This is a genomic window from Haloferax sp. KTX1 (assembly GCF_902410085.1).
Taxonomy (GTDB): domain Archaea; phylum Halobacteriota; class Halobacteria; order Halobacteriales; family Haloferacaceae; genus Haloferax; species Haloferax massiliensis.
In genome coordinates this window covers 487,218-511,431 of record NZ_CABPRH010000001.1, presented here as the reverse complement: position 1 = coordinate 511,431, position 24,214 = coordinate 487,218, and the positions used below count along the sequence as shown (strand labels likewise).

The following is a 24,214-nucleotide window of genomic DNA, read 5'->3' as shown; positions in this document are numbered from 1 at the left end:
ACTCGTTCAGCCGACGCGTCGCGGTGCGCCGCGGTGCCGGTCCCGTCGGCGACCCCGACGGCGGCCGACGAGCGGCGGTTTTTTGCGCGCGCCCGACCACCACGGAGCCATGTCCCTCGCCGCCGACGCGCGCGACGCAGTCCGCGAACGACCGTACCTCCTCGCCGCGCTCCGCGCGGGCGTCGTCAACTACGCCGCCGCCGCGGCCGAACTCGACCTCGGCGACGACGAGGCGGTCGCGGCCGCGCTCCGCCGGTTCGCCGACGACCTCCCACCCCTCGAAGCCGACCCCCGAGACGCCGCCGTGACGATGCGAAGCGGCGTCGGCCTCGTCGGCGAAGACGTCGAGGAGGCCGACGACGACCCCGTGCTCTCGGTCGCCGGCGTCGACCTCGCGAGCGGCGGCCCGCTCACGGCTATCATCGCCGAGGGCGACGTGGACCCGACCGTCCTCGCCGCCGTTCTCTCCCGACTGGACGCCGAGTCCGTCGTCGTCGACGCCGCGGGCGTCGCGGGCGACGCGCTCGCCGTGGTCGTCCCGCGCCGACAGGGGGCCGCCGCCCTCCGCGTCGTCGAGTCTGCCGTCAGCGATTTATACGTCTGATTCGAGGCTATCAACCGTGATATCCGGCGGCCGGCGCTTATTACGTCGGAGTCGCTGAATTCGTCAATGGTTTCGCCCAGCCCACGCGACGACGACGGCAACATCTCGCTTTCATCCACGGAACTCCTCGCCGAGCTCGACCTCGACGCCGACGAGTTGGGGTGGCGGCAGTCGTTCGTCGGCTTCGACGACGAGGACGCCGCGCGCCTCGCCGACCTCCGGGGCGTCGTCGAGGCCCGCGACGAGGCGCTCGTCGACGGGTTCGTCGAGCCGATTCTCGCCAACGAGCGGACGGTGGACGTGGTCGACCGCTCGGAGAGCGACCTCGACGGGCTCCGGGCGGTCGTCTCCGGCTACTACCGCTCGTTCACCGACGGGAACTACGACCGGAACCACTACGCGGCGCGCACGCGAATCGGCCTGCTCCACGACAAACTCGACATGCCGCTGCACTACTTCGGCGGGATGTTCGCCAACGTCACCGGCATCTTCGCGGACGAACTCCGCGGGCGCGCCGTCGCCGACGCCACCGAGTCGCTGTCGGGCGAGGACGCCGACCGCGTCGAAGCCGCCGTCGACGAGGCGTTCGCGGACATGATGGCCGTCGTCCGCGGGCTCAACCTCGACCGACAGGTCGTCAACGCGACCTACCTCTACTCGTACTCGCTGGACGTCCGCGAGGAGGTCAGACGGGCCAGAGAGAGCCGCGGGGACCTCGAATCGGTCGCCTCCCAGCTCCACGAGGAGACCGCCGGGACGAGCGAGAGCATCGCCGAAATCGAGGAGCTGGCGGCTCGGCAGGCCGACATGACCGAGGAAATCGCCGCCGAGCTGTCGAACCTCAGCGCGACCGTCGAGGAGGTCGCGGCCACCGCCGACGACGTGTCCTCGCGGAGCGACGAGGCCACCACGCGGGCCGAGGAGGGCCGCGCCGAGGCCGGCGAGGCGATCGACGCGATGCGGCAGGTCGGCGACGACCGCGACGAGATAACCGTGAACGTCGAGGCGCTCGTGGCCGCCATCGACGAGATTCAGGACATCGTCGAGGTCATCGACGAGGTGGCCGACCGGACGAACCTGCTCGCGCTCAACGCCTCCATCGAGGCCGCCCGCGCCGGCGAGGCCGGTTCCGGCTTCGCCGTCGTCGCCGACGAGGTGAAGTCGCTCGCCAACGAGTCGAAGTCGCAGGCCGAGCGCATCGGCCAGATGATAGAGGACGTGACGGACCACATCGAGGACACCGCCGAGGCGCTGTCGTCGGCCGACGAGAACATCGACCACGGCATCGAGCGGGTCGAGTCGACCGTCGAGAGCCTCGACGAGATAACCGACTCGGTCGCCGACGTGACCGACGGCATCGACGAGGTGGCGCGGGCGACCGACGAGCAGGCGACGCTCACCTCCGACATCGCCACCTTCGTCGACGACGCGGCGACGCAGGTCGACGAGGTGACCGCCGAGATAGACCGCATCTCCGAGAGCGTCTCCGAGCAGGCCGACCAGGCCGCCGACCTCGACACGGCCGTCGAGGAGTTGGACCGCGAGGCCGACCTCGAATCGTTCCGCCGGCGCGCGGAGACGACGACCGACGGCGGCGTCGCCACCAGAGGCGGGCACTACGCGCTCGCGTCGGCGGCGAACGCCGACCGCGCGGTCGGGAGCGAGACAGAATCCGCGACCGCGCCAGCGACCGACAACGGCCCGACCGACGGCGACCCGACCGACCGGATTCCGGCGTTCGTCAAGCGACTGCTCTCCGAGGAGACGCTTTCGAAGATTCGCCGCGGCGAGGCCGACCGCCCGGAGTGGACGAAGTAGCGGCGGCGACGAGGTAACGCGACGACGAGCCGACGGCGGTAGCCCCGTGAGAGCGACGTGTCGCCGACCGCGGTTCCGACGGGTTGAAAGTGGTCCCGGAAGTAGCCGAGTGTGATGACCCTGTCCGTGACCAACACCCTGACGGGAGAGCGCGAGGAGTTCGAGTCGCACGGCGACGAAGTGTTGCTCTACGTCTGCGGACTGACGGTCTCGGACCACGCCCACCTCGGCCACGCCCGCCTGTGGATGCACGCCGACCTGATGCACCGCTGGCTGGACTACGAGGGCTACGACGTGCGCCACGTCGAGAACTTCACCGACGTGAACGAGAAGATCGCCGCCCGCATCGGCGAGGACGACCTCGGCGACGACGAGGCGAGCGTCGCCGAGCACTTCGTCGGCGACGTGATTCGCGACATGCGCGGGCTGAACCTGAAGCGCGCCGAGGTCTACCCGCGCGTCTCCGAGCACATCCCCGAGATTATCGACCTCATTCGGACGCTCGTCGACCGCGGCCACGCCTACGAGTCCAACGGCTCGGTCTACTTCGACGTCTCCACGTTCGACGACTACGGGAAGCTCTCGAACCAGAAGCTCGAAGAACTGGAGTCGCGGGCGACGAGAGACGAGCGCTCCGAGAAGCGCAACCCGACCGACTTCGCGCTCTGGAAGGCCGGCGCGGTCGACCCCAAGACGGCGGCCGAACACCGCGACCCCGCCCTCGAACCGCTCCACGAGCCGTGCGGCGAGACGTGGGAGTCGCCGTGGGGCGAGGGCCGACCCGGCTGGCACATCGAGTGCTCCGCGATGTCGATGACGCACCTCGGCGACACCCTCGACATCCACGTCGGCGGCCGCGACCTCGTGTTCCCGCACCACGAGAACGAAATCGCCCAGTCGGAGGCGGCGACCGGCCGGCAGTTCGCCCGCTACTGGCTCCACGTCGGCCTGCTCCAGACCGAGGGCGACAAGATGAGTTCGAGCCTGGGCAACTTCTTCACCGTCGGCGACGCCCTCGACGAGTTCGGCGCGGACGTGATTCGGACGTTCTACCTCTCGACGGCCTACGGCTCCGAACAGACGTACTCCGCCGAGACCATCGCCGAGGCCGAAGAGCGCTGGGAGCGCCTCGAACGCGCCTACGAGGCCGCCGTCGACGCCGCCGACAGCCCCGACGCCCGGACGAAAGTCGAGGCCGCGGCCCTCCGCGAGGCGGTGACCGAAACGCGCGAGAACTTCCGCGAGGCGATGAACGACGACTTCAACGTCCGCGAGGCGATGGCCGAACTGCTCGGCCTCGCCGGCGCGGTCAACCGCCACGTCGCCGACGCCGACGCGTACGACTACCGCGCGCTCCGGCGGGCAATCGAGGCGTTCGAAGACCTCGGCGGCGAGGTGTTCGGCCTCTCGTTCGGCGACGCGGGCGAGGGCGGCGACGTGTCCGTCGCGGAAGACCTCGTCCAACTCGTCTTGGACGTCCGCGAGGCCGAGCGCGAGGCCGGCAACTACGAGCGCGCCGACGACCTGCGCGACGACCTGACGGCGCTCGGCGTCGACGTCGAAGACGGCCCCGACGGCGCGACGTTCCGCTTCGAGTAGTCAGTCGAACCGAAACAGCACGACCGCGAAGTCCGCTCGCGTCGTCTCGTCACCGGCGGCGCGACTCCCACCGTCCTCCGAAATTCCGAGTTCGCGAGCCAACAGGCCGTGCGCCGCGGCGTAGCGGTCGAGTAGGTCCGCGGCGAACTCGCCCGCGACGACCTCGCCGGTCGCCTCGCGCCGCCGGCCGCGGTACCACAGGCGACACGCCGTCGGCCGGCGGAAGTTCTTCCACCAGTTGCTCTCCGCCTTTGGCGTGACGGCGACGATACCGCCGCCCGCGACGGCGTAGGCGACGGGGAACGTGTACCGTCGGCCGCTCTTGGGGCCGACGTAGGAGACGAGCGCGAACCAGCGACTGGCGAGTCGATGGAGCGGCGAGCGGAGCAGACGACGCAGAAACGGGTTGGCGAACCGCTGTTCGAGCGCTCGCTGTGCGTCCGAAACGCGAGCGGCGGCGGGAGCGATGGCGGCAGTGGCGGCGAGGGCGGCGGCGGTCAGGGACATCTCTTCGCGTGTCGTACGCGCCCGTCGAAGAAAAATCAGTCACACGGCGAACAGGTGGAGGCGGGTTCGGGGCGGGTTCGAGGCGGGTCACATCGTAAACAGGTGCGAGTCGTCGGGCACGTCGAACAGCCCCATCCTGACGCCCGCGTCGAGCCAACCGTAGCCGTACGAAAACGACGCCAGCGCGTTCACCCAGTCGTCTGCCTCCTTGAAGTGGCGGCCGTCGTCGAGGTAGGACTCGGCCATCTCCAGACAGTCGGCGGCGGCGTCGCCGAGGTGCGTCTCGTCGGGGACGGCCTGCACCGCCTCGTCGAGCGCGTCGGCGAGCATCCCTTCGTAGCGATTCGTCTTCTCCTGTAGGTCGGCGGCCATGCGGAGTGATGCGTCGGCGACGGATACCGGTCTTTCGCTCCGCGCGCCGCGAGCGCCGTGGCATGCGTTATCGTGCCGGTGGTGTAGCGCTCCTCGCAATACAGCGAAACCTTAAGACGCCGGTGTAGCGAACTATCGGCTATGACAGAGGACGCCGATTCGTTCGTGGAACACAGGAAACTCATCATCGCCGGCTCGGGCATCTCCGGGCTCTCGTCGGCCATCTACGCGGCCCGCTCCAACAACGAGCCGCTGGTGTTAGAGGGCGACGAGCCGGGCGGACAGCTCACGCTCACGACCGAGGTGGACAACTACCCCGGCTTCCCCGAGGGCATCTCCGGGCCGGAGCTCATCAACAACATGAAAGAGCAGGCCGAGCGCTTCGGCACGGAGATTCGTCACGGCATCATCGAGGACGTGGACGCCTCCGAGCGCCCCTTCACGGTCACGCTCAAGAACGGCGACGTGTACACCGCGGACGCCATCATCGCGGCGTCGGGCGCGTCGGCCCGCACCCTCGGCATCCCCGGCGAGGAGAACCTGATGGGCTACGGTCTCTCGACGTGTGCGACCTGCGACGGCGCGTTCTTCCGCGACGAGAAGATCATGGTCATCGGCGGGGGCGACGCCGCCGTCGAGGAGGCCAACTTCCTCACCAAGTTCGCCTCGACGGTGTATCTCGTCCACCGCCGCGAGGAGTTCCGCGCCGAGGACTACTGGGTCGACCGCCTGATGGAGAAAGTCGACGAGGGCGAAATCGAACTCATGCTCAACACCGAGGCGACGGAGCTTCACGGCTCGCCCGAGGAGGGCGTCGACCACGTGACGCTCGTCCGCAACCCCGAGGGCCACCCGAGCGACAAGCTCGACGACCCCGAGACCGAGGAGTTCGACTTCGACGTGGGCGCGGTGTTCTACGCCATCGGCCACACGCCGAACGCCGACTACCTCGACGGCACGGGCGTCCAGCGCGACGACGACGGCTACATCATCGCCAAGGGCGGTTCCGGCGGCGGCCAGACCGCGACCGACGTGCCCGGCATCTTCGCCGCCGGCGACGTGGTCGACTACCACTACCAGCAGGCCGCGACGGCCGGCGGCATGGGCGTGAAGGCCGCCCTCGACGCCGACGACTACCTCGAAGAGCTCGAACGCGAGGAAAAGCGGGCGGCGGCGGGCGCGGCCGAGTAAGCGGGCGTCTCCTCTCAAGCTCCGGTTTTTTCGGCCGAGTCCACGTCCGACGCGCTACGTCAAAGACCGCAACAGCCACGCGAGGACGAAGCTAATCGCCACGAAAATCAGGTAGACGCCGGGCGAAAAGCGCACGTCCACGACGCCGACCGCGTCCGCGACCGCGACGGCGAAGAGGACGAGTCCGACGCCGACGAGCCCGTTTCCGAGGATGTTCGGCACCCCTCGTTTGGTTTCCATAGCCGCGGTTGGACTCGCCGAAAAATAAGCGTACGGTGCGTTCCCAGCGGGTGAAAGGGAACCCTCAGTCGGCCGCGCCCGAAGTCGCGTCTGCACCCGCGCCGCGCTCGTCGGGCGTCAGGTAACACTGCGGGTCGGGACCGAACAGTTCGCCCGTCGCCGCGAGCGACCGAAGCCGAGAGGAGCCGCGACAGACGTCCTGATACTGGCAGGTCGCGCACTTGCCGGTGAGGTGCCGTTCGCGCTCGCGGAGCTTCGCGAGAAGCGGGTTCGACTCGTCGTCCCAGATGTCGCCGAACGGGCGGTCCCGGACGTTGCCGAGGCTGTAGCCCTGCCAGAACTGCGTGAGGTGGACGTCGCCGCGGTAGTCCACGTCAGCGACGCGCTCGCCGGTCGGGTCGCCGCCGTTGACGCGGAGATACCGGTGAATCCGGTCGGCGTGGTCGGCGTCGAGTTCGTCGCGGGCGTACTCGACCACGTAGGCGGAGTCGGCGTAGTTGCCGACCAGAAGCGTCTCTATCTCCTCGCCCTCGGCGTGGTACTCGCGGGTCATGTCGAACAGCCGGCGGACGGCGCGGCGCTGGGCCTCGTCGTCGAGGTCGGCGTCGGCGATGTCGCCGCCGCGGCCGCCGTAGTCGAGGTGGTAGAAACAGAAGCGGTCGACGCCGACGTCGTACAGCAGGTCCACCACGTCCTCCATGTCGGCGGCGTTGTGCTCGGTGATGGTGTACCGGAGGCCGGTCTTGAGGCCCACCGAGAGGCAGTTTTCGATGCCGCGGACGGCGGCGTCGAACGCGCCCTCTTTCCCGCGGAAGCGGTCGTTGCGCTCCTCCAAGCCGTCGACGGAGACGCCCGCATACGAGAGCCCGGCGTCGCGGAGCGCGCGCGCCTTCTCCTCGGTGATGAGCGTCCCGTTGGTCGAAAGCACCGCCCGGATGCCGGCGTCGGTGGCGTAGTCGACGAGTTCGACGAGGTCCTCGCGGACGAGCGGTTCGCCGCCCGAAAACAGCAGGACCGGCACGTCGTAGGCCGCGAGGTCGTCGATGAGGCCCTTCGCCTCGGCGGTCGACAGTTCGCCCTGCGCGGGGTCGAGGTCGGCCCCGGCGTAGCAGTGTTCGCAGTAGAGGTTACAGCGCCGCGTCGTGTTCCAGACCACGACCGGGCGCTGCTGTTTCTCCTCGCGTATCTGCTCGATGTCGGCGTCGGGGTCGTCGTAGCGGAGGCCGTCGCCCTCGGCCCCCTGTCCGCACAGGAGTTTGCTGATAGAGATCACTCGACGGACACCCCGTTTTCGACACCGCGGGCGTCTCCCGCGCCGTCGCCGCGCTCCGTTCCGCCGTGTTCCGTCCCGCCGTTCGACCCCTCACCCTTCGCGGCGAGGTCGTTGCCGCCGAGTCGGAGGAACTCGTCGGCCGGCGCGAGCCAGAGGTCCGCGTCGCCGTCGCCGAACAGCGTCCGCGCCTGCTCGGTGGCGAGGTCCTCGGACGGGGCGCTCACGCTCCCGACGTGGCGCATCGGCTCGGTCGGCACGTCGCGGTAGAACACTTCCCACTGGCGGCTGCCGTCGATTCGCGGTCGTCGCCTCGGGTCGTCGTCGTCCATGTCGTCGCCTTCGGGCGGGACGGCCACGCTCGTTTCGCCCGTTTTCAGCGCGTGGGAATCGAAGCTTTCGACTTGTTCGGCCACCCAGTACAGCCAGCCAATGACGCAACGGTTCTCCCGACGGTCGTTCCTCCACGCAACGGCGGCGTCGACAGGTATCGCGCTCCTGGCGGGCTGTTCGAGTTCGTCCGGCGGCGGCTCCGGCGGCGCGGGCGACGGAGACGGCGACTCGTCCGACGAAGAAGACACCCCCGAACACGAGATGCGGGACTTCGGCGGCTGGTTCGACCGGACGGGTAACTACGACGGCGTCCACGACCTGACGGGACAGGACAGCGTCACGGTCGCGGTCGGCGCGGCCGGCAACGGCGGCGGCTACGCGTTCGCGCCCGCCGCGGTGCGGGTCTCGCCGGGCACGACGGTCGTCTGGGAGTGGACCGGCAACGGCGGCACCCACAACGTCGTCAACCGCGAAGACGGCCTGTTCGAGTCTGAGCTCACCGTCTCGGAGGGTCACACCTTCGAGTACACGTTCGAGGACTCCGGCGAGTACAGATACGTCTGCGTCCCCCACGAGACGCTCGGCATGGTCGGCGTCGTCGTCGTCGAGTAAGCGTGAGCGGTCGCGGCGTCGGCACTATCCTCGCGTCGTTCCGGACGAGTGATCCCCTCAGTCCGCGGGCAGGTCGTCCGGCGGCGTCGTCACGCGGACTTCGGGGCGTCGTTCAGCGGCGCGGTACAGAGGACGCAGCCGGTCTCCCGGAGCGTCCGCATCATCGGCTCGTTGACCCGGTAGCGCTCGCCGCACTCGGGACAGGTCACGTCGAACTCGCGCATCGTTGCTCACCGGCTAGTGGTACGCCGCGGGGACCCGAGGGGGCGCACCCTGCATTCGCGGGGGACTGATACCCCGTCGACACGTCTCATCTCGTCACTCCTGCAGGATGGCACCCATGAGTTTCTTCTGGGCCATGGCGAGGTGCTCGGAGAACGTCGAGGTCGTGATGCCGAGTTCGGCCGCGACCTCGCCTTTGTTCGCGCGCCGCGGGTGGTCGAAGTAGCCCATCTCGTGGGCCGTCTCCAGCACCTCGCGCTGGCGGTCGGTGAGCTGGCCGCGCTCGACCAACACGAGGTCCCGCGACTCGTCGGTCGACGACTGGAGCAGCCGGCGCACGTCCACCGACCCCGACGACTCCCGGAGGGACGCGACCACGTCGCGGAGCGTCTCCACGTCGGGCGCGTGGAAGGTCAGAAACAGCGCGCCGTCGCGCGTCTGGACGTCCACGACCGGACAGTCGAACGCCTCGACGCGCTCGCAGGGACAGCCGATGCCGCCCTCGCGGTCGAACCGGTAGACGCTGCCGTCGCCGTACTCGAACAGCCGTTCCATCTCCTCGGGGACCCCGTCATCGTCGTCGAAGACGAACTCCTCGACGACCGACCCGCGCTCGTTGGGAGCCATGCTCCGCGAGAGCGCGTAGCCCGAGGTGTCCCCCTCGGAGACCGTCGCGACGGGACAGCCGTCCGGCCCCGTCACTTTCAACTCCGCTCTGATGCCCGCTGCGCTCGTCATAAGAGTACGGAGTCGCCCCAGCCCCTGATATAAACACCCCCGATACACCGGGCCTTTATATCGTGGTCCGTTTCCAGTCGCCGCCCGCCGTTGAGCGGACCGCGGCCGGTCTCGGAGCTATAAAGCGCCCCCCATATTCTGGGTGCCCTTCGACGGGCGACGCGGGCGAATCTACGGATGAGCATGCAGACCGGCCTCAGACGCAAGCCGACCGGACCAACGCCCGCCGAACTGGAGGCGGAACAGGTGCTGGAAGCGCTCTCGGACCACGCGTGCCGGCGAATCCTCACCACCCTTCAGGGTGCGACCGAGCCGATGACCGCACAGGACCTCTCCGAGGCGTGCGACGTGCCGCTGTCGACGACCTACCGGAAGGTCGAACAGCTCTCGGAGGCGGGCCTGCTCGAAGAGACCCTGCAACTGCGGGCGAACGGGACCCACACGCACCAGTATCGGTCGAGCGTCGAGTCGGTCACGGTGTCGCTGAACGACGACCGGGGGCTCGAAGTCGCCCTCGGAGGAGGCCGCTGATGGGGTCGGAGCCGGTGCACCCGCCGGACTCGGGGCGCGAACACCCCGAACGGCCGCGGCTCGCGTCGCGGTTGACCACCCACCCCGACGGGCGCGAGGAGTGTACGATTTACCCGGCGGACGCGACGCCCGAAGACCAACTGACGCAGTGGCTATCGGCGTTCGAGGGGAGCTTCGTCGACCTCGACTCGATGGCGTAGGTGTAGGGGCGAGAGCGACGGCGGGGTCACAGTCGGTCGGCGTCGACACCGTCGTCGCCCCTGCTCCACGGGCGCGGGCTGTCGAGCGCCATGAGGTACTCCTCTAAGAGGGTCGGGAACGCCCGGCCGCGGAGGTTCCGCAGGCCGAAGTCGGCGGCCCAACTGATGATGCCGGTGTCTTCGGTGACGACGCCGGCGTTCAGTTCGCGGGCGAGGATGAGGAGGTCGAAGTCCTCGCGGGAGTCGAGGACGCCCTGTCTGAGCGCGCCGCGGTAGTCCTCCCGGAGGTCGGAGATGACCTTGTCGACGTCCGAGAGCTTCGACCCGCCGTTGGACCGCTGTTTCGACTCCTCGGCCTTGCGGACGGCCTTCTCGGAGACGCGGAGGCCGCGGTTGACCCGGTCCGACATCTCGTCGATGAAGCGGTAGACGACCTCCGCGGGGATGTACACCTCGTAGCGGTCGGGGTGTTTCTTGACGACCCACGTGTCGAGTTTGCCGAGCACGTCCTCCGAGACGCCGCGGTCGCGGAGGATGTGTTCCAACTCCGCGGCGATAGACGGCGGCATGTAACACGAGATGTTCAGGTCCAGTCGCGCGGCGGCGATGGTGTCGAGGAGCCGTTCGATTCCCTCCTCGAACGTCTCGTCGTCGTCTCGAATCTCCTCGGAGAGAAACAGTGAGGTGTCGAGCACGAAGCGTTGTTTCAGCGGGTACTCGGCCATCGTTCGTCAGTTGGTACCGCGTCACTATGACCCTTCCCCGTGGACGAAGGAGAGAGGAACGAAAAAAGCTCAGAACAGCGGTTCGATGCGGTCGTCGCCGGTCGAGATGAGGTCGTCGAGCGACGCCGCGCTCGACTCGCGCTTGGCGAGCATGTCGCGTTGGGTCTCGATGGCGACCGCCTGCAGCTCTTTCACCCGCGGCACGTCGTAGACGCCCGACAGGAGCACGACCGCGGCGACGAAGTCCGAACCGACGGGGTAGTCGCCGCCGCGAATCTCCATCGTCCCGGTCTCGTCTTCGAGCCACGTCCGCGCGCGCTCGATGCCGCGGCGCGAGAGCACGTCCGGCGGGCCGGCGACGACGACGAGGCCGCGCTCCGCGCCGGAGATCTCGCACGGCAGCGTGAGTCGGCCGAGCGTGGCGCGGCGCACGAGGCTGGTGATTCGGTTCGTCGAGTCGCCGCCGTCAGCGGCGTCGACGGCGTCGGCCGCCCCACCGGAGAGCCGGGAGAGAAGCCCGCGCTTCGGGCGGTCGAGTTCGACGGAGGCGTAGCCGATCGTCGAGATGCCGCCGGTGGCGAGCGTGTTGATTATCTCGGAGGCGTCCACGACCGACTCCGCCACCGCGCCGGAGCCGTCGCCCTCGCCGGCGCTGAACAGCACGCCGAGGCGGCGGGCGAGTTCGGCGTTGATGCTGCCGTAGCCCGCTTCGAGCGACTCGCCGGTCTTCCGCCAGGCGTCGTTGTCGAAGACGAGGAGGTTGTCCACCTCGCGGACGAACGTCTGGAGCGACCGCGCGGCGTTGAGCGTGTAGATGCCGCCTTCGTCCCGCGCGGGGAGGATTCCGAGCCCGTAGACGGGTTCGGTGTAGATGTGTTTCAGTTCGCGCGCGACGACGGGCGCGCCGCCCGACCCGGTGCCGCCGCCGAGGCCGGCGACGACGAGAAAGGCGTCTATCTCGTGGACCGGGAGGTCGTCGACCATCGAGAGCACCTCGCCGACGTCCTCCGCGGTCACCTCCGCGCCGAGTTCGTTGTCCGCGCCGACGCCGTGGCCCTTGACGCGGGTCAGACCGATGAGCACCTGCCGCGACTCGGGGACGTTTCGGAGCCCACGGAGGTCCGAGCGAGCCGTGTTGACGGCGATTGCGTCGACGACGAACCCCGTGTTCGTCCGTCGCTCGTAGTCGACGATGGCGTCGACTACCTTGCCGCCAGCCTGTCCGATACCGATGAGTGCGAGTTTCATGACCGTGTTCCTCTCAGAAATCGTGCGACTAGACGCGCGCTCACGGCTTGAATATGCTGTGCGTAGGGCCGTGCAGCGACAGATTAACTGGAAAATAAGTCCGATGCTCGGCCGTCGGTGACGGTGCCGACATCGGTCGGTTCGGCGTCGTTCGCGCCGGAATCGCCGGCGCTCGAACCGCCCTCTCCGTCACCCGCTCCCCCGCGTTCTCCCTCGCCGCCGCCGGAGCCGTCCGCATCGTCGCCCTCGCGGAACGAGTCGCAGGCGAGTTCGCCGACGACCGACAGGAGGTCGCTCGGTTCGACGACCCGGCCGCGCGCTCGCAGGCGCTCGTAGACCGCGAAGCCGTCGTCGCCGGCGTAGTTCCGCTCCGGGAAGGGGCGTTCCTCCACGAGGACGAGTCGGTCGGCCTCGGCCGCGGCGTCGAGGTTGGCGAGGTTGCCGTCTCCGACCTCCACGTCGGCGACGACGGTCACGTCGGCGGCTTCGACCCGCGACTGGACCGCGGCCCGCGCCGCGTCATCGACGGGCGAGTACGGCGGCACGGTCACGAGGTCCGCGCCGACCCGGCGGGCCGCCTCGGCGTCGGTGTCGCCCTCGTTGAGCGCGCCGGCGGACAGCGCGTAGCCGGCCGCCGACAGCAGGTGGAGCGCCCGCGCGCCGGTGCCGCCCCCGCCGACGACGTGGACCCGCCCGTTGGCGTCGTCCGACGACGGCGGGAGGGCGGTCACGTACACCGAGCCGGTGACGGGGTGCCGCGAGACGACCGCCTCGGCGTCGAACGCCTCGCGGAGGTTCTCCTCGGAGAGCACCGCCGCGGGGTCGCCCGCCGAGAGGACGCGCCCGCCCGACAGGAGGACGAGCGCGTCGCAGTAGTGGGCCGCGAGGTTGAGGTCGTGGATGGCCGCGACCGCGGTCGTCCCGTCGGCGACGAGGTCGGAGACGAGTTCGAGCGTGCGGACCTGGTGGTTGATGTCGAGGCTGGCGGTCGGTTCGTCGAGGAGCAAGAGGGGCGTCTCCTGTGCCAGCGCGCGGGCGATGAGGACGCGCTGGCGTTCGCCGCCGCTGACCTCCGTCACCGGGCGGTCGGAAAGCGACTCGACCGAGGTGCGTCGCATGGCGGACTCGACGGCGGCCTCGTCGCGCTCGCGCCAGCCCTCGAAGCGCCCGCGGTGGGGCGTGCGGCCCATCTCGACGACGTCGCGGACGGGGAAGTCGAAGGTGACGCTCGTGGTCTGGGGGACCGTCGCCACCAGCCTGCTCGCCGCCTTCGACGACAGGGCGTGGACGTCCTCGCCGACGACGCGGACCCGCCCCTCGTCGGGCGCGAGCCCCCCGTTGAGCGTCCGGAGCAGGGTCGTCTTCCCCGCGCCGTTGGGGCCGATGAGGCCGACGAAGGTTCCCTCGCCCACGTCGACCGAGACGGCGTCGAGGATTCGCTGGCCGCCGAGAGAGACCGACACGTCGTCGAGCCGAATCGCCGGGTCGGCGTCGCCGAAGGGGTCCGAGTCCGGTGAATCCGCGTCGGCGGGGAGCGTGTGGTCGCTCACGGCGAGCGCACCTCCCGCGTGCGGAGCAGGTAGAGGAAGAAGGGCGCGCCCACGGCGGCGGTGACGACGCCGACCGGAATCTCCGCGCCGCCGGAGCGGGCGACGGTGTCGGTGGCGACGAGGAACGACGCGCCCGCCAGCGCCGACGCCGGGAGCAACACCCGGTGGTCGGGGCCGACGAGGAGCCGGAGCATGTGGGGGACGACGAGGCCGACGAAGCCGATGACGCCGGAGACCGAGACGGCCGCGGCGGTGACGACGCTCGCGGTGGCGAGAAGCAGCTGTTTCGTCCGCTCGACTTCGATGCCGAGGGCGTGGGCGTCCTCCTCGCCGAGGAGCAGGACGTTCAGGTCGCGGGCGTGAACCACGAGGAGCAAGAAGGGAAGCGGCAGGACGAGGGCGAGCATGCCGACCTCGCTCCACGTCGCGCCCGCGAGGTGTCCCATGAGCCAGAAGACGACCTGCCGGAGGCTCTCGCCGCTCTGGAGGAGGAGAAACGAGATGACCGCGCCGAGGAACGTCTGGACGGCGACGCCCGCGAGAAGCAGGGTCGCCACGGGCGTCCGGCCGTTCTCGCTGGCGATGAGGTAGACGACGAACGCGGTGACGACGGCGCTGACGAACGCCGCGCCCTCCAGACCGAACGGAACGGAAAGCGACAGCACGATGGTCGCCACCGCGCCGACGGCGGCCCCGGAGGAGACGCCGACGATGGAGGGGTCGGCCATCGGGTTGCGGAAGAAGCCCTGCATCACGGTTCCCGCGGTGGCGAGCGCGAAGCCGACGAGCGCCGCGAGGAGGATGCGCGGCAGGCGGACCGAGAGCACGATGATGCGCGCGGGTCTGGGGACGGCGAACGCGAACGGCGAGACGAACTCCAGCGTCGGCGTCGGGACCGACCCGACGACGGGGAGCGCCGTCGCGCCGCCGAGAGAGATGCCGACGGGGACGGGAATCGCATCGGCGAGGATGGCGGCGACGGTCCGCGGTGGGATGCTCACGGCCCCGATACCGGCGCTGACGACGACGACGAGAAGCAAGAGCCCGGCGAGGCCGACCGACCACGTGGTCGCCCGCGTTCGAACGCTCATTGGGCACAACCGCGCTTTCAGTAGGTAAATATTTATTGAACAGCCGCCCAGGCCACTCCGTGAACCGACAACTCGTCGTCGCCCTGCTCGCGGTCGCGACCGCGTTCGCCGGGGTTCCCGCACCGGCCGCGGCCGCGGTAGACCAGACCGCACAGCAGCAGACCGCGCAGTGTACGTTCCCGGTGACCGTCACCGACGCCACGGGGACCGAAGTCACCATCACCGACGACCCCGAGCGGGTCGTCACGACCAACCCGAGCGCCGCCCAGACCATGTGGGAACTCGGCGCGCGCGACGAGGTCGTCGGCGTCTCGCAGTACGCCACGTACCTCGACGGCGCGTCGGAGAAGGGGAACGTCTCCGGCTCCGGCGGCCTCAACGTCGAGGCGGTCGTCGGCCTCGAACCCGACCTCGTGTTGGTCCCGAACTCCTCGTACAACGCCGAACCCGACCGCATCGAACAGCTTCGCTCGGCGGACATCTCGGTCGTCGTCTTCGAGTCCGGGAAGTCGCTCGACGCCGTCGCCGACAAGGTCGAACGCGTCGGCCGCATGACCGGCAACTGCGAGGCCGGCGTCGAGCGCGCCGAGGAGATGCGCGAGTCGATGGCGCACATGGAGCAAGCCCTCGACGGCGCGGAGCGCCCGGTCGGCCTCAACTCCTTTTTCGGCTACTCCTCCGGGTCGGGCACGTTCATCTCCGACATCATGACGACCGCCGGCCTGCGCAACGGCGCGGCGGAGGCGAACCTCACCGGCTTCGCCCAGATTAACGAGGAACTCGTCGTCGAGCTGAACCCCGAGTACATCGTCGTTCCCGACCACGCGCCGGTTCCGAGCAGTCCGGCGTACAACAGCACGACGGCGGTACAGGAGGGCAACGTCATCGTCATCGAGGCGCACAAGCTCCAACAGCCCGCCCCGCGGGCAATCGAGGCGAGCGAGGCGATTCTCGAAGCGGTCCACCCCGACGCCTACGAGCGCTACCGGCAGCTCGAAACGGAGTCGGCGACGGAGTCCCCGGAATCCCCGACCGAGGACGCGACTGAGACGACCACGGCCGCGGACGCGACTGCAACCGACGCGACCGAAACCGACGCGGCCGAATCGACCGCGACGACCGGGTCGTCGGAATCCACGACAGAAAGCGACGCGCCCGGGTTCGGCGTCGTCGCCGGCCTCGCGGCTGTCGGCGCGGTGGTCCTGCTCGCGCGCCGCCGGTAACCGCGCCGAGACCCACGCCGTCTCCGTTTCTCCACCGCGTGCTCCCGGCTCCGTGAGACCACAACCGTATTACCGTCGGGTGGCGGACACACGGGTATGGTCGAGAACGTCATCTACCCCGCCTACCTCGACGCCTCTCTCTCGCGGAGCGAGGGCCGGCGGGTCGCCCAGTCCGCGGCGGTCGAAGAACCGACCGTCGACGAGATCGCGAAGGCCGTCCAGCAGGTCGGCTACGACGCCGTCATCGAACGGGACAAGCGGTACTCCCGGGAGTTCGACACCCGCGGGCGCGTCCTCGTGAACAACGCCGACGACGCCACGAAAAACGACATCGTGCAGGCGGTCGCCGCCTACGTCGGAATCCTCCGCGACTGATGCGGCGAATCGGCACGGTCTCCCGGACGGCGCAGGGGCTCGCCATCGTCCGCCTCGACGACGACGACCACCCGGACATCGGTACGATGGTCCTCGACGAATCGCTGTCGACGGTCGGCCGCGTCGTCGACGTGTTCGGCCCGGTCGACCGCCCCTACGTCGCCGTCACGGCCGACGACGGCTCGCCCGCCCGACTCGTCGGCAGCAAGCTCTACGCTCGCTGACGACGCCAGAGCGCAACCCCCATACCCCTCGGGTGGGAACGCCCCTGCATGTCACGCCGCGCCTATCGGGGGGTCGCCCTCGCCGCCCTCATCTTCCTCGTCGTGCAACTGGGGGCGCTCGCCCTCGTGCCGACGTTCTTCGAACAGGGGTACCAGACGGTCGAAGACCCCTCCGACCCGACGAACAGCCTCCTCTACATCGGCGCGATCATCGTCATGACCGCGTTCATGCTCGCGGCGTTCAAGTACGACCTCGACCAGCTCATCCGGCTCGTCATCGTCTTCACGAGCGGCCTGCTCGCGTGGTACGTCTTCGCCGCGCTCATTCCCAGCGCGCTCGTCGCCGTCGGCCTCTCGGCGGCCGTGGCGCTCGCGCTGCTCGTCTACCCCGAGTGGTACGTCATCGACGCCGCCGGGGTGCTCATGGGCGCGGGCGCGGCCGCCCTGTTCGGCATCAGCTTCGGCCTGTTACCCGCCATCGTGCTCCTCTCGGTCCTCGCGGTCTACGACGCCATCAGCGTCTACAAGACCAAGCACATGCTCGACCTCGCGGAGGGCGTGATGGACCTCCGCATCCCGGTCGTGCTCGTCATCCCGACGACGCTGTCGTACTCGCTTCTCGACAGCGACTTCGACCGCGACGCCAACGAGGTCGGCGACGGCGGGAACGCGACCGACGGCGGCGAACCGGCAGAGGTGGCCGACGCGGAGACGGCTGACACCACTGCCGACACCGACGCCGAGGACTCCGGTTCCGGCGAGCGCGACGTGTTCTTCATCGGCCTCGGCGACGCGGTCATGCCGACTGTGATGGTCGCCTCGGGCGCGTTCTTCTCCGAAGCGCCGTCGCTCGGCTTCGGCGCGCTTCCGGCGCTGAACCTCCCGGCGCTCCTCGCCATGGTCGGGACGTTCGCCGGGTTCGCCGGGCTGATGTGGGCCGTGATGAAGGGGCGGGCGCACGCCGGCCTGCCGCTTCTCAACGGCGGCGCAATCGGCGGCTACCTCGTCGGCTCGGTCGTCGCGGGCGTCCCGCTCGTCTCGGCGCTCGGACTCGCGCCGTACCTCTGAAATCGAATCGAGTTCCGCAGACCCGGGCTATTCTTCGTCCGCGCCCTCGCGGACGCGAACCGCCATCCCCGCCTCGAAGTCGAGCATCGCGTCCGCGGAGAGTTCCGCGCGCCCGACGCCCAAGAGGTCGCCGTCGGGGCCGACGACGCACACCTCGTCGCCCGAGCGAACCGCCGGGTCGGCGTCGGTGACGAACTTGGCGAAGGCGTTCTTGCCGTCGCTGACGAACGGAACCGACTCGTCGCCGACGCGGACGACGTAGGCGTCGCCGTCGAGACTGTCGTAGAGGCGGCGGCCGCCGGCGACGCCGAGGGTGAACCGGCCGTCGGTGCCGTAGGAGGTGACGCGGTCGCCCTCGACGTACACCTGTCGCGGGCGGCCGCTCCGCGAGCGCGAGAGTTCGATGTCCGCGTCGGCGGGGAACAGCGCGTCGCCCGCGCCGGCCCCGAACTGGTAGTCGGCGACGACCCGGAGGTCGTCCAAATCGGTCGCGTGGCCTTCGGTCATACCCCGCCGTTCGCCCCGGCGGCTAAAGTGGGTCGCGGTCCCGTCCGGCCGCGTGCACCGGGTTAGCACGCACGTCCGAGACGGAAAGCCCTAAGTACGGGACTGACCGCCCTCGGAGTATGTCCGTTGACGTTCGACTCGCCGCCGTGGGGACCGCGCTGCTGCTCGCGAGCAGTATGCTTCTCACGCAGACGGCGCTCGACTGGCGGCTCCCGACGGTGCTGGCCGCCATCGCGGCGGTCGGCGCGGTCGCCACCGTCGCTCGGCTGGCGACGCCGACGGCCTGAGACGTCGCTCGCGCGGGGACGGAGTCGCCGCGGCTCCGGCCCGTCGCCGGTTCGACCCACCCGTTTTACGTATTACCGCATCGACAGGTCGAGGTATGGCCGCGATAGAATCCCTCCAGACCGCCCTCCGAGGCATCCGGTCGAACCCGGTGTTGTTCCTCGGTGGCCTCGCCTTGGGCCTCATCACGCTCCCGCAACTCGCCACGCAGTTGGCGCAGATACCGTTCGTCCCGACCATCCTCGCGGCGGTGATGTTCTTCGTGACGCCGTTCGTCGCCGCCGGTATCTACGGCATGGCCGACGAGGCGGTCGACCGTCGGGGCGGAGGCTCGACCTCGCTGTCGACGCTCACGGCGGTCGGCCGCGAGAAGTACGTCCCGATGCTCCTCGCGAACATCGTCCAACTCGGCATCGTCCTCGTCTTCGGTATCGTGTTCCTCATCGTCGCGGTGGCCATGGCAGTCTCGCTCGGCCTCGGCGGCCTCGCCGCCGGCGGTGGCGACGTCTCCAACTTCGCTCTCGGCGGCGGCTTCCTCGTCGGCCTCGCCGTGCTCGCCCTGCTCGGGCTGGCGTACTTCGTCGTCATCTTCCTCGTCCAGTTCTACCCCGTCGCGGTCGTCGTCGGCGACGCGGGCGCAATCGAGTCGTTCGGCGAGAGCTACCGACTCGTCCGCAACAACGTCGTCCCCGCGCTCGGCTACTCCGTCATCCGGTTCGTCGTCGGCCTCGTCGTCAGCATCCCCGCGACGGGCTTTATCATCTTTCGGACGTTCCAGAACATCCAGCAGGTACAGGACGCGGCGAACCCGGCGGCGGCGCAGGGCGGGCTCGGCTTCTCGCCGGCGGAGATCGCCGCCGTCGCCGCCATCTCGCTGGTGACCCAGACGGTTCTCGCGACGTTCCAATACGCCTACGCGGTCGCGTTCTTCGAGGCCCACGACGCGGGGACCGACGGTCCGACCGGGACGGCCGGCCCCGACATCGACGGCGACGCGGCGATTCCGCAGTTCGAGTAGTCGGCGAGTCTACAGCAGGAACGTCTCTTTTCGCTCCGAGAGGTCGATGAACGTGTCCGCCGCCGCGACGAGTTCCTCGGCGGTGGACTCCCTGAACGCCATCACCTCGACGCGGACGCCCTCGTGGCGGAGGTGGGTACAGAGCCGCTCGAAGTCGCCGTCGCCCGAACAGAGGACGACCGTGTCGACGTGGTCGGCGAGGCTGACCGCGTCGAGCGCGATACCGAGGTCCCAGTCGGCCTTCTTCGAGCCGTCGCCGAACGTCTTGATGTCCTTGATCTTCGTCTCGAAACCGATGTCGACGAGTGCATCGAAAAAGCTCCCCTCGTCGGGCGAGTCCGCACGGATGACGTAGGCGATGGCGCGGGTGAGCGCGCGGCCCGCCGTCCCCTTCTGGAGGAGCGACGAGTAGTCGATGTTCCGCGAGTACAGGCTCTGTGCCGTGTGGTAGAGGTTCTGCGCGTCGGCGAGGATGGCGACGCGTTGGTCGGGGTGTATCTCGGTCATTCGTACGACGGTTGGGCGGCGCGGGCTAATAACCGTCCGGGGAGACGGGGGCGGGCCGGACGGGCGTCCACCTCGGCGACCGAGAACCGGACGGAAGGCGTCACGAGACACCCCGCAGACCGCCCGCTCGCTCCGGCAGGACCTGCAGACGGCGCAAGTTATATTACGTTTCCGGCACCTGCATCCGGTGTGAACGACGCGACGCGGCTCTCGCAGGTCACCACACCCTCGACAGCGTCGCGTGCCGCTTTCTTTTCGAAAAAACGTGCGTACTGAATCGCTCGTTGCGGGAGTAGCGACCCCGTCTCGGGCGGCCTTCGGCTGACGCACGTTCCGGTCACACGACCGATATCAACGCTTCCACGACCGTCACCACACCATCCAACCACAATGACATCATTCGACTTCCGCGGCGTCTATCCCGCGATGACCACGCCGTTCCACGAGGACGGCAGTATCGACTTCGAACAGTTCCAGGCCGACGTGCGACGCCTCGAAGAAGCCGGCGTCGACGGCGTCGTGCCCGTCGGCTCGACCGGCGAGTCCGCGACGCTCACCCACGACGAACACGTCGAAGTCGTCGAGGCGGCCGTCGAGGCCGTCGAGGACGTGCCCGTCGTCGCCGGCTCCGGGTCGAACTCGACCCGCGAGGCGCTCGAACTCTCCCGGCGCTCGGCCGACGCCGGAGCCGACGCGCTGCTTCTCATCTCGCCGTACTACAACAAGCCCGAGCAGGCCGGCCTCGTCGACCACTACCGGACCATCGCCGACGAAATCGACCTGCCGCAGATCGTCTACAACGTCCCCGGCCGCACCGGGAGCAACATCCTGCCCGAGACGGCCGCGACGCTCGCAGAGCACCCGAACATCACCGCCTACAAGGCCGCCAGCGGCGACCTCGGGCAGATTTCGGAGGTCGTCGAGCGGACCCGCGACGAGCAGTTCGCGGTGCTGTCGGGCGACGACGCGCTCACGCTCCCGATTCTCTCGGTCGGCGGCGTCGGTGCCATCTCGGTCACGGCGAACGTCGAACCCGCGCGCGTCGGCGCGATGGTCCATTCGGCGCTCCAAGGCGACTACGAGCGCGCCCGCGACATTCACCACGACCTCGCCCCGCTGAACCGCCACCTGTTCTCCGAGACGAACCCCATTCCGGTCAAGGAGGCCATGGAGATTCGGGGCTACGGCCCGGCGCGCCTGCGCCCGCCGCTCACCCGACTCACGGAGGAGAACACCGAAGAACTGCGTCGCCTGCTGTCCGACCTCGAAGCGGAGCAGGCGATTCCGGACGGGGGTGCCGGCGAGTGACGGTCTCCATCGGCGTCACCGGCGCGACCGGCCGCATGGGCGGGGAAGTCCTCGCCGCGGCCGCCGACCGCGACGACCTCTCGGTCGCCTTCGCGGTCAGCCGCTCGCCCGGCGAGTCGGTCGAAGGGGTCGCCGTCGAGGACGCGGCCGACTTCGCCGACCTGCTCGCCTCGCACGACCCCGACGTCGTGGTCGACTTCACCGGCCCGGCGTCCTGCATCGAGTACGCGTCGGCCTGCGCCGAGGCGGGCGTCGCCTTCGTCACCGGCACGACCGGGCTGAGCGAGGGCGGCTTCGACGCGCTCCGCGAGTCCGCATCGGAGGTCCCGGTGCTGTACGCCTCGAACTTCTCGCGCGGTATCGCGGCGCTCCGCCGGGCCGTCCGCGAGGCGGTCCCGGCCCTCGACGGCTACGACATCGAACTCACGGAGACGCACCACAACGCCAAGCGCGACGCTCCGAGCGGGACGGCGCTCACGCTCCTCGACGATATCGACGACGTGCGCGGCGAATCTCCGCGCGTCCACGGCCGTGAGGGCGAAGCGCCCCGGTCCGACGGCGAGGTCGGCGTCCACGCTCGCCGGGCGGGGGATATTGCCGGTGAGCACGAGGTATTACTGGCTGGAAATCACGAGTCTCTTTCACTGACGCACCGCGCGGGGTCGCGGGGAGTGTTCGCCGCCGGCGCGCTCGACGCCGCGGCGTGGCTCGCCGACCGCGACGCCGGGTGGTACGACTTCACCGAGGTACTCGAATGAATCTGGAATCCGACGTACGAGACCTGTGGCAGCGATACGACGACGGCGACGTCGACGCCGAATCGGCGACCGTCGACGAGCTCGACACGCTCGACGCGTTCCTCGACGCCCTCGAAGCGGGCGAGGTGCGCGCCGCCGAGAAGACCGGCTCCGACGTGACCTCGTGGGAGGCAAACGAGTGGGTCAAGCGAGGCATCCTGCTCAACTTCGGCCTGCGCGAGACGCTCGCCCGCGAGTACGGCGACGTCCGCTACCACGACGTGCTCCCCCTGCGCGACACCGAAGACCTCGGCGAGCGCGGCACGCGCAACACGCCGGACGGCACCGCCATCCGCCGCGGCGCGTACCTCGGCTCCGACTGCATCATGATGAGCCCCTCGTTCGTGAACGTCGGCGCGCACGTCGGCGACGGCACGCTCGTGGACTCCTGTGACACCGTCGGCTCCTGCGCGCAGATCGGCGCGAACGTCAAGCTCGGTGCGAACACGCTCATCGGCGGCGTGCTCGAACCCGTCGAGGACGCCCCGGTCGTCGTCGAAGACGGCGCGGCGCTCGGCGCGGGCTGTCGAGTCACCTCCGGCTTCGTCGTCGGCGAGAACTCTATCGTCGGCGAGAACACGCTTCTGACGCCCCGCATCCCCGTCTACGACCTCGTGGACGAGGAGATTTACTACGGCCACCTGCCCGCGAACCGCCGCGCGTTCACGCGGTTCGTGGAGTCGTCGCTCGGCGACCACGACCTGTTCGCCGGCGGCGCGTACAAGCCCGCGGTCGTCGCCCTCGACATCGAGGACGACACCCTCGACGCGACCCGGCGGGAGGAGGCGCTGCGCGAATGAGCGGCGGCGGGCCGGCCGTCCGGCGGCTTGCCGACTGGGACCGCGAGCGCCTGCTGTCGCTCGCCGACGAGTTCGGCTCGCCGCTGTACGTGACCGACCTCCGTCGCGTCCGCGAGAACTGCGTCCGACTCCGCGAGGCGTTCCCCGAGGCGCACGTCAGCTACGCCGTCAAGGCCCACGCCGGTCGGGCGGTGCTCGAAACCGTCCGCGAGGCCGGCGTCGACGCCGAGTGCGCCTCCGCGGGCGAAGTCGAGCGCGCACTCGACGCGGGCTTCCCCGGCGAGCGCGTCCGCTACACGGCGGTCAACCCGCCGGACGCCGACCTCGACCACGTCGTCTCGCGCTGGGAGTCGAACCCCGAGATGACCGTCACGGTCGGCGCGGCTGACACCATCGACCGCCTGCGCGACCGCGGCTTCGACGGTCGGCTCTGCCTCCGGGCGAACCCCGGCGTCGGCGCGGGCCACCACGAGAAGGTCACGACCGGCGGGCACGCGAAGTTCGGCATCCCCATCGACCGCGTGCCCGACATCGCCGCCGACGCGCGCGAGGAGTTCGACCTCGTCGGCGTCCACGCCCACGCGGGAAGCGGCATCTCCGGCGACGACCTCTCGGCGCACCGCGAGTTGGTCCGCCGGATGGGCGACCTCGCCCGCGAGGTCGGCGACCTCGAATTCGTGGACGTGGGCGGCGGCTTCGGCGTCCCCTACCGCGAGGACGAACCGCCGCTCGACCTCGAATCGGTCGCCGAGGCGACCCGCGAGGTGCTCGGCGAGGTGGACGCCCGACTCGCAATCGAACCCGGTCGCTACGTCGTCGCCGACGCGGGCGTGCTCCTCTCGGAAGTCAACACCGTGAAGGACGCCCCCGAAGCGACTGTCGTCGGCATCGACGCCGGTATGACGACGCTGCTCCGACCGGCGATGTACGACGCGTACCACGCGATTTCGAACCTCTCTCGGCCCGACGCCGACCCGGTTTCGACCATCGTCGCGGGCCCCGTCTGCGAGACGAGCGACGTGTTCGCCGACGGGCGCGACCTCCCCGAACCCGAGCGCGGCGACTGTCTCGCGCTCGGCAACGCGGGGGCGTACGGCTACGAGATGGCGAGCACCTACAACTCTCGACCGCGCCCCCCGGAAGTCGTCCTCGACGCCGACGGCCCCCGACTGGCCCGCCGGCGCGAGACCCTCGACGACGTCACCGCACTCGAACGAACCGCACCCGAGCACATCCCCAACTGACCAAGCA

30 protein-coding genes are annotated in these 24,214 nt (G+C 69.7%); 17 read left to right on the top strand and 13 right to left on the bottom strand.

Annotated elements, in window-relative coordinates:
* The first annotated feature begins 109 nt into the window (after positions 1–109).
* From FY251_RS02625 to cysS, 3 genes are all read left to right on the top strand, one after another.
* Positions 110–604, top strand: a complete 495-nt coding sequence (locus FY251_RS02625; protein WP_148413328.1) for a hypothetical protein — start codon at positions 110–112, stop codon at positions 602–604.
* 66 nt (positions 605–670) lie between these two features.
* Positions 671–2,422 (top strand): globin-coupled sensor protein, encoded by a 1,752-nt coding sequence (locus tag FY251_RS02620; RefSeq protein ID WP_148413327.1) that lies wholly within the window; start codon positions 671–673, stop codon positions 2,420–2,422.
* Between the two features lie 114 nt (positions 2,423–2,536).
* Positions 2,537–4,021: a cysteine--tRNA ligase gene (gene cysS / locus FY251_RS02615; protein ID WP_148413326.1), complete on the top strand. Its 1,485-nt coding sequence runs from the start codon at positions 2,537–2,539 to the stop codon at positions 4,019–4,021.
* On the opposite strand, the gene FY251_RS02610 is transcribed toward cysS, so the two are convergent.
* On the bottom strand, positions 4,022–4,528 hold the full coding sequence (locus FY251_RS02610; RefSeq protein ID WP_255516583.1) for a hypothetical protein: 507 nt from the start codon (positions 4,526–4,528) through the stop codon (positions 4,022–4,024). It abuts the gene before it with no gap.
* An 87-nt stretch (positions 4,529–4,615) separates the two neighbouring features.
* Positions 4,616–4,900: a DUF357 domain-containing protein gene (locus FY251_RS02605; protein ID WP_148413325.1), complete on the bottom strand. Its 285-nt coding sequence runs from the start codon at positions 4,898–4,900 to the stop codon at positions 4,616–4,618.
* A gap of 141 nt (positions 4,901–5,041) precedes the next feature.
* Between FY251_RS02605 and FY251_RS02600 the strand changes: the two genes are divergently transcribed.
* Positions 5,042–6,091, top strand: coding sequence for an NAD(P)/FAD-dependent oxidoreductase (locus FY251_RS02600; protein ID WP_148413324.1), 1,050 nt, complete (start codon positions 5,042–5,044; stop codon positions 6,089–6,091).
* 54 nt (positions 6,092–6,145) lie between these two features.
* On the opposite strand, the gene FY251_RS02595 is transcribed toward FY251_RS02600, so the two are convergent.
* The 3 genes from FY251_RS02595 to FY251_RS02585 all read right to left on the bottom strand — a co-directional run bounded on the left by FY251_RS02595 (position 6,146) and on the right by FY251_RS02585 (position 7,960).
* Complete coding sequence (locus FY251_RS02595; RefSeq protein ID WP_148413323.1) at positions 6,146–6,331, bottom strand: hypothetical protein; 186 nt, start codon at positions 6,329–6,331, stop codon at positions 6,146–6,148.
* Between the two features lie 64 nt (positions 6,332–6,395).
* Positions 6,396–7,604: a TIGR04347 family pseudo-SAM/SPASM protein gene (locus FY251_RS02590; RefSeq protein WP_148413322.1), complete on the bottom strand. Its 1,209-nt coding sequence runs from the start codon at positions 7,602–7,604 to the stop codon at positions 6,396–6,398.
* Positions 7,601–7,960, bottom strand: a complete 360-nt coding sequence (locus FY251_RS02585; protein WP_187367321.1) for an Htur_1727 family rSAM-partnered candidate RiPP — start codon at positions 7,958–7,960, stop codon at positions 7,601–7,603. Before FY251_RS02585 ends, FY251_RS02590 begins: the two co-directional genes overlap by 4 nt.
* 73 nt (positions 7,961–8,033) lie before the next feature.
* Here FY251_RS02585 and FY251_RS02580 point away from each other — a divergent pair, with 73 nt between their 5' ends.
* Entirely contained in the window at positions 8,034–8,546 is a 513-nt protein-coding gene (locus FY251_RS02580) for a halocyanin domain-containing protein (RefSeq protein WP_148413321.1), read from the top strand.
* An 89-nt stretch (positions 8,547–8,635) separates the two neighbouring features.
* Here the strand turns inward: FY251_RS02580 and FY251_RS23015 are convergent, their stop codons facing one another.
* Together FY251_RS23015 and FY251_RS02575 are read right to left on the bottom strand one after the other, a co-directional pair.
* Entirely contained in the window at positions 8,636–8,770 is a 135-nt protein-coding gene (locus FY251_RS23015; RefSeq protein ID WP_004970899.1) for a hypothetical protein, read from the bottom strand.
* 94 nt (positions 8,771–8,864) lie between these two features.
* Positions 8,865–9,506, bottom strand: a complete 642-nt coding sequence (locus FY251_RS02575; RefSeq protein ID WP_089778444.1) for a helix-turn-helix domain-containing protein — start codon at positions 9,504–9,506, stop codon at positions 8,865–8,867.
* A 183-nt stretch (positions 9,507–9,689) separates the two neighbouring features.
* Between FY251_RS02575 and FY251_RS02570 the strand changes: the two genes are divergently transcribed.
* Together FY251_RS02570 and FY251_RS02565 are read left to right on the top strand one after the other, a co-directional pair.
* Positions 9,690–10,037 carry a helix-turn-helix domain-containing protein gene (locus FY251_RS02570; protein WP_148413592.1) on the top strand — a complete coding sequence of 116 codons (348 nt, stop codon included), beginning with the start codon at positions 9,690–9,692 and terminating at the stop codon, positions 10,035–10,037.
* Positions 10,037–10,237: a hypothetical protein gene (locus FY251_RS02565; RefSeq protein ID WP_148413320.1), complete on the top strand. Its 201-nt coding sequence runs from the start codon at positions 10,037–10,039 to the stop codon at positions 10,235–10,237. The genes FY251_RS02570 and FY251_RS02565 overlap by 1 nt, the downstream gene beginning before the upstream one ends.
* Before the next feature lie 26 nt (positions 10,238–10,263).
* Here FY251_RS02565 and FY251_RS02560 read toward each other — a convergent pair whose 3' ends face one another.
* From FY251_RS02560 to btuC, 4 genes are all read right to left on the bottom strand, one after another.
* A complete protein-coding gene (locus FY251_RS02560) occupies positions 10,264–10,962 on the bottom strand; it encodes an RNA ligase partner protein (protein ID WP_148413319.1) in 699 nt (232 codons plus the stop codon).
* A 69-nt stretch (positions 10,963–11,031) separates the two neighbouring features.
* Entirely contained in the window at positions 11,032–12,210 is a 1,179-nt protein-coding gene (locus tag FY251_RS02555; RefSeq protein WP_148413318.1) for a tubulin/FtsZ family protein, read from the bottom strand.
* Between the two features lie 83 nt (positions 12,211–12,293).
* Positions 12,294–13,760, bottom strand: a complete 1,467-nt coding sequence (locus FY251_RS02550; RefSeq protein ID WP_148413317.1) for a heme ABC transporter ATP-binding protein — start codon at positions 13,758–13,760, stop codon at positions 12,294–12,296.
* Positions 13,757–14,851, bottom strand: a complete 1,095-nt coding sequence (gene btuC / locus FY251_RS02545; protein WP_148413316.1) for a vitamin B12 ABC transporter permease BtuC — start codon at positions 14,849–14,851, stop codon at positions 13,757–13,759. Before btuC ends, FY251_RS02550 begins: the two co-directional genes overlap by 4 nt.
* Before the next feature lie 59 nt (positions 14,852–14,910).
* On the opposite strand from btuC, the gene FY251_RS02540 reads away from it, so the two are divergent.
* From FY251_RS02540 to FY251_RS02525, 4 genes are all read left to right on the top strand, one after another.
* Positions 14,911–16,074, top strand: coding sequence for a PGF-CTERM-anchored ABC transporter substrate-binding protein (locus FY251_RS02540; protein WP_148413315.1), 1,164 nt, complete (start codon positions 14,911–14,913; stop codon positions 16,072–16,074).
* A gap of 96 nt (positions 16,075–16,170) precedes the next feature.
* Positions 16,171–16,449 carry a signal recognition particle subunit SRP19 gene (srp19, locus tag FY251_RS02535; RefSeq protein ID WP_089778460.1) on the top strand — a complete coding sequence of 93 codons (279 nt, stop codon included), beginning with the start codon at positions 16,171–16,173 and terminating at the stop codon, positions 16,447–16,449.
* On the top strand, positions 16,449–16,673 hold the full coding sequence (locus FY251_RS02530) for an H/ACA ribonucleoprotein complex subunit GAR1 (RefSeq protein ID WP_089778462.1): 225 nt from the start codon (positions 16,449–16,451) through the stop codon (positions 16,671–16,673). The genes srp19 and FY251_RS02530 overlap by 1 nt, the downstream gene beginning before the upstream one ends.
* A gap of 48 nt (positions 16,674–16,721) precedes the next feature.
* Positions 16,722–17,741: a presenilin family intramembrane aspartyl protease PSH gene (locus FY251_RS02525; RefSeq protein WP_148413314.1), complete on the top strand. Its 1,020-nt coding sequence runs from the start codon at positions 16,722–16,724 to the stop codon at positions 17,739–17,741.
* 27 nt (positions 17,742–17,768) lie between these two features.
* Here the strand turns inward: FY251_RS02525 and FY251_RS02520 are convergent, their stop codons facing one another.
* Positions 17,769–18,248, bottom strand: a complete 480-nt coding sequence (locus FY251_RS02520; protein ID WP_148413313.1) for a PUA domain-containing protein — start codon at positions 18,246–18,248, stop codon at positions 17,769–17,771.
* A 119-nt stretch (positions 18,249–18,367) separates the two neighbouring features.
* Here FY251_RS02520 and FY251_RS22400 point away from each other — a divergent pair, with 119 nt between their 5' ends.
* Both FY251_RS22400 and FY251_RS02515 read left to right on the top strand, forming a co-directional pair.
* A complete protein-coding gene (locus FY251_RS22400; RefSeq protein WP_187367320.1) occupies positions 18,368–18,535 on the top strand; it encodes a hypothetical protein in 168 nt (55 codons plus the stop codon).
* Between the two features lie 95 nt (positions 18,536–18,630).
* The gene (locus FY251_RS02515; RefSeq protein WP_148413312.1) at positions 18,631–19,551 is read left to right on the top strand and encodes a hypothetical protein; all 921 of its coding nucleotides are present in this window, start codon (positions 18,631–18,633) and stop codon (positions 19,549–19,551) included.
* 9 nt (positions 19,552–19,560) lie between these two features.
* Here the strand turns inward: FY251_RS02515 and FY251_RS02510 are convergent, their stop codons facing one another.
* Positions 19,561–20,058, bottom strand: coding sequence for an NYN domain-containing protein (locus FY251_RS02510; RefSeq protein ID WP_148413311.1), 498 nt, complete (start codon positions 20,056–20,058; stop codon positions 19,561–19,563).
* A gap of 390 nt (positions 20,059–20,448) precedes the next feature.
* Here FY251_RS02510 and dapA point away from each other — a divergent pair, with 390 nt between their 5' ends.
* The 4 genes from dapA to lysA are packed head-to-tail and all read left to right on the top strand — an operon-like array spanning position 20,449 to position 24,207.
* On the top strand, positions 20,449–21,366 hold the full coding sequence (gene dapA, locus FY251_RS02505; protein ID WP_148413310.1) for a 4-hydroxy-tetrahydrodipicolinate synthase: 918 nt from the start codon (positions 20,449–20,451) through the stop codon (positions 21,364–21,366).
* Complete coding sequence (dapB, locus tag FY251_RS02500; RefSeq protein ID WP_148413309.1) at positions 21,363–22,124, top strand: 4-hydroxy-tetrahydrodipicolinate reductase; 762 nt, start codon at positions 21,363–21,365, stop codon at positions 22,122–22,124. Before dapA ends, dapB begins: the two co-directional genes overlap by 4 nt.
* Complete coding sequence (locus tag FY251_RS02495) at positions 22,121–22,963, top strand: 2,3,4,5-tetrahydropyridine-2,6-dicarboxylate N-succinyltransferase (protein ID WP_007273425.1); 843 nt, start codon at positions 22,121–22,123, stop codon at positions 22,961–22,963. The genes dapB and FY251_RS02495 overlap by 4 nt, the downstream gene beginning before the upstream one ends.
* Entirely contained in the window at positions 22,960–24,207 is a 1,248-nt protein-coding gene (gene lysA / locus FY251_RS02490; protein WP_148413308.1) for a diaminopimelate decarboxylase, read from the top strand. The genes FY251_RS02495 and lysA overlap by 4 nt, the downstream gene beginning before the upstream one ends.
* Positions 24,208–24,214: the final 7 nt, after the last annotated feature.

Coding starts and splice junctions, on each gene's coding strand:
- FY251_RS02625 (WP_148413328.1), top strand. CDS start 110: ATGTCCCTCGCCGCCGACGCGCGCGACGCAGTCCGCGAACGACCGTAC.
- FY251_RS02620 (WP_148413327.1), top strand. CDS start 671: ATGGTTTCGCCCAGCCCACGCGACGACGACGGCAACATCTCGCTTTCA.
- cysS (WP_148413326.1), top strand. CDS start 2,537: ATGACCCTGTCCGTGACCAACACCCTGACGGGAGAGCGCGAGGAGTTC.
- FY251_RS02610 (WP_255516583.1), bottom strand. CDS start 4,528: ATGTCCCTGACCGCCGCCGCCCTCGCCGCCACTGCCGCCATCGCTCCC.
- FY251_RS02605 (WP_148413325.1), bottom strand. CDS start 4,900: ATGGCCGCCGACCTACAGGAGAAGACGAATCGCTACGAAGGGATGCTC.
- FY251_RS02600 (WP_148413324.1), top strand. CDS start 5,042: ATGACAGAGGACGCCGATTCGTTCGTGGAACACAGGAAACTCATCATC.
- FY251_RS02595 (WP_148413323.1), bottom strand. CDS start 6,331: ATGGAAACCAAACGAGGGGTGCCGAACATCCTCGGAAACGGGCTCGTC.
- FY251_RS02580 (WP_148413321.1), top strand. CDS start 8,034: ATGACGCAACGGTTCTCCCGACGGTCGTTCCTCCACGCAACGGCGGCG.
- FY251_RS23015 (WP_004970899.1), bottom strand. CDS start 8,770: ATGCGCGAGTTCGACGTGACCTGTCCCGAGTGCGGCGAGCGCTACCGG.
- FY251_RS02575 (WP_089778444.1), bottom strand. CDS start 9,506: ATGACGAGCGCAGCGGGCATCAGAGCGGAGTTGAAAGTGACGGGGCCG.
- FY251_RS02570 (WP_148413592.1), top strand. CDS start 9,690: ATGCAGACCGGCCTCAGACGCAAGCCGACCGGACCAACGCCCGCCGAA.
- FY251_RS02565 (WP_148413320.1), top strand. CDS start 10,037: ATGGGGTCGGAGCCGGTGCACCCGCCGGACTCGGGGCGCGAACACCCC.
- FY251_RS02560 (WP_148413319.1), bottom strand. CDS start 10,962: ATGGCCGAGTACCCGCTGAAACAACGCTTCGTGCTCGACACCTCACTG.
- FY251_RS02555 (WP_148413318.1), bottom strand. CDS start 12,210: ATGAAACTCGCACTCATCGGTATCGGACAGGCTGGCGGCAAGGTAGTC.
- btuC (WP_148413316.1), bottom strand. CDS start 14,851: ATGAGCGTTCGAACGCGGGCGACCACGTGGTCGGTCGGCCTCGCCGGG.
- srp19 (WP_089778460.1), top strand. CDS start 16,171: ATGGTCGAGAACGTCATCTACCCCGCCTACCTCGACGCCTCTCTCTCG.
- FY251_RS02530 (WP_089778462.1), top strand. CDS start 16,449: ATGCGGCGAATCGGCACGGTCTCCCGGACGGCGCAGGGGCTCGCCATC.
- FY251_RS02525 (WP_148413314.1), top strand. CDS start 16,722: ATGTCACGCCGCGCCTATCGGGGGGTCGCCCTCGCCGCCCTCATCTTC.
- FY251_RS02520 (WP_148413313.1), bottom strand. CDS start 18,248: ATGACCGAAGGCCACGCGACCGATTTGGACGACCTCCGGGTCGTCGCC.
- FY251_RS22400 (WP_187367320.1), top strand. CDS start 18,368: ATGTCCGTTGACGTTCGACTCGCCGCCGTGGGGACCGCGCTGCTGCTC.
- FY251_RS02515 (WP_148413312.1), top strand. CDS start 18,631: ATGGCCGCGATAGAATCCCTCCAGACCGCCCTCCGAGGCATCCGGTCG.
- FY251_RS02510 (WP_148413311.1), bottom strand. CDS start 20,058: ATGACCGAGATACACCCCGACCAACGCGTCGCCATCCTCGCCGACGCG.
- dapA (WP_148413310.1), top strand. CDS start 20,449: ATGACATCATTCGACTTCCGCGGCGTCTATCCCGCGATGACCACGCCG.
- FY251_RS02495 (WP_007273425.1), top strand. CDS start 22,121: ATGAATCTGGAATCCGACGTACGAGACCTGTGGCAGCGATACGACGAC.
- lysA (WP_148413308.1), top strand. CDS start 22,960: ATGAGCGGCGGCGGGCCGGCCGTCCGGCGGCTTGCCGACTGGGACCGC.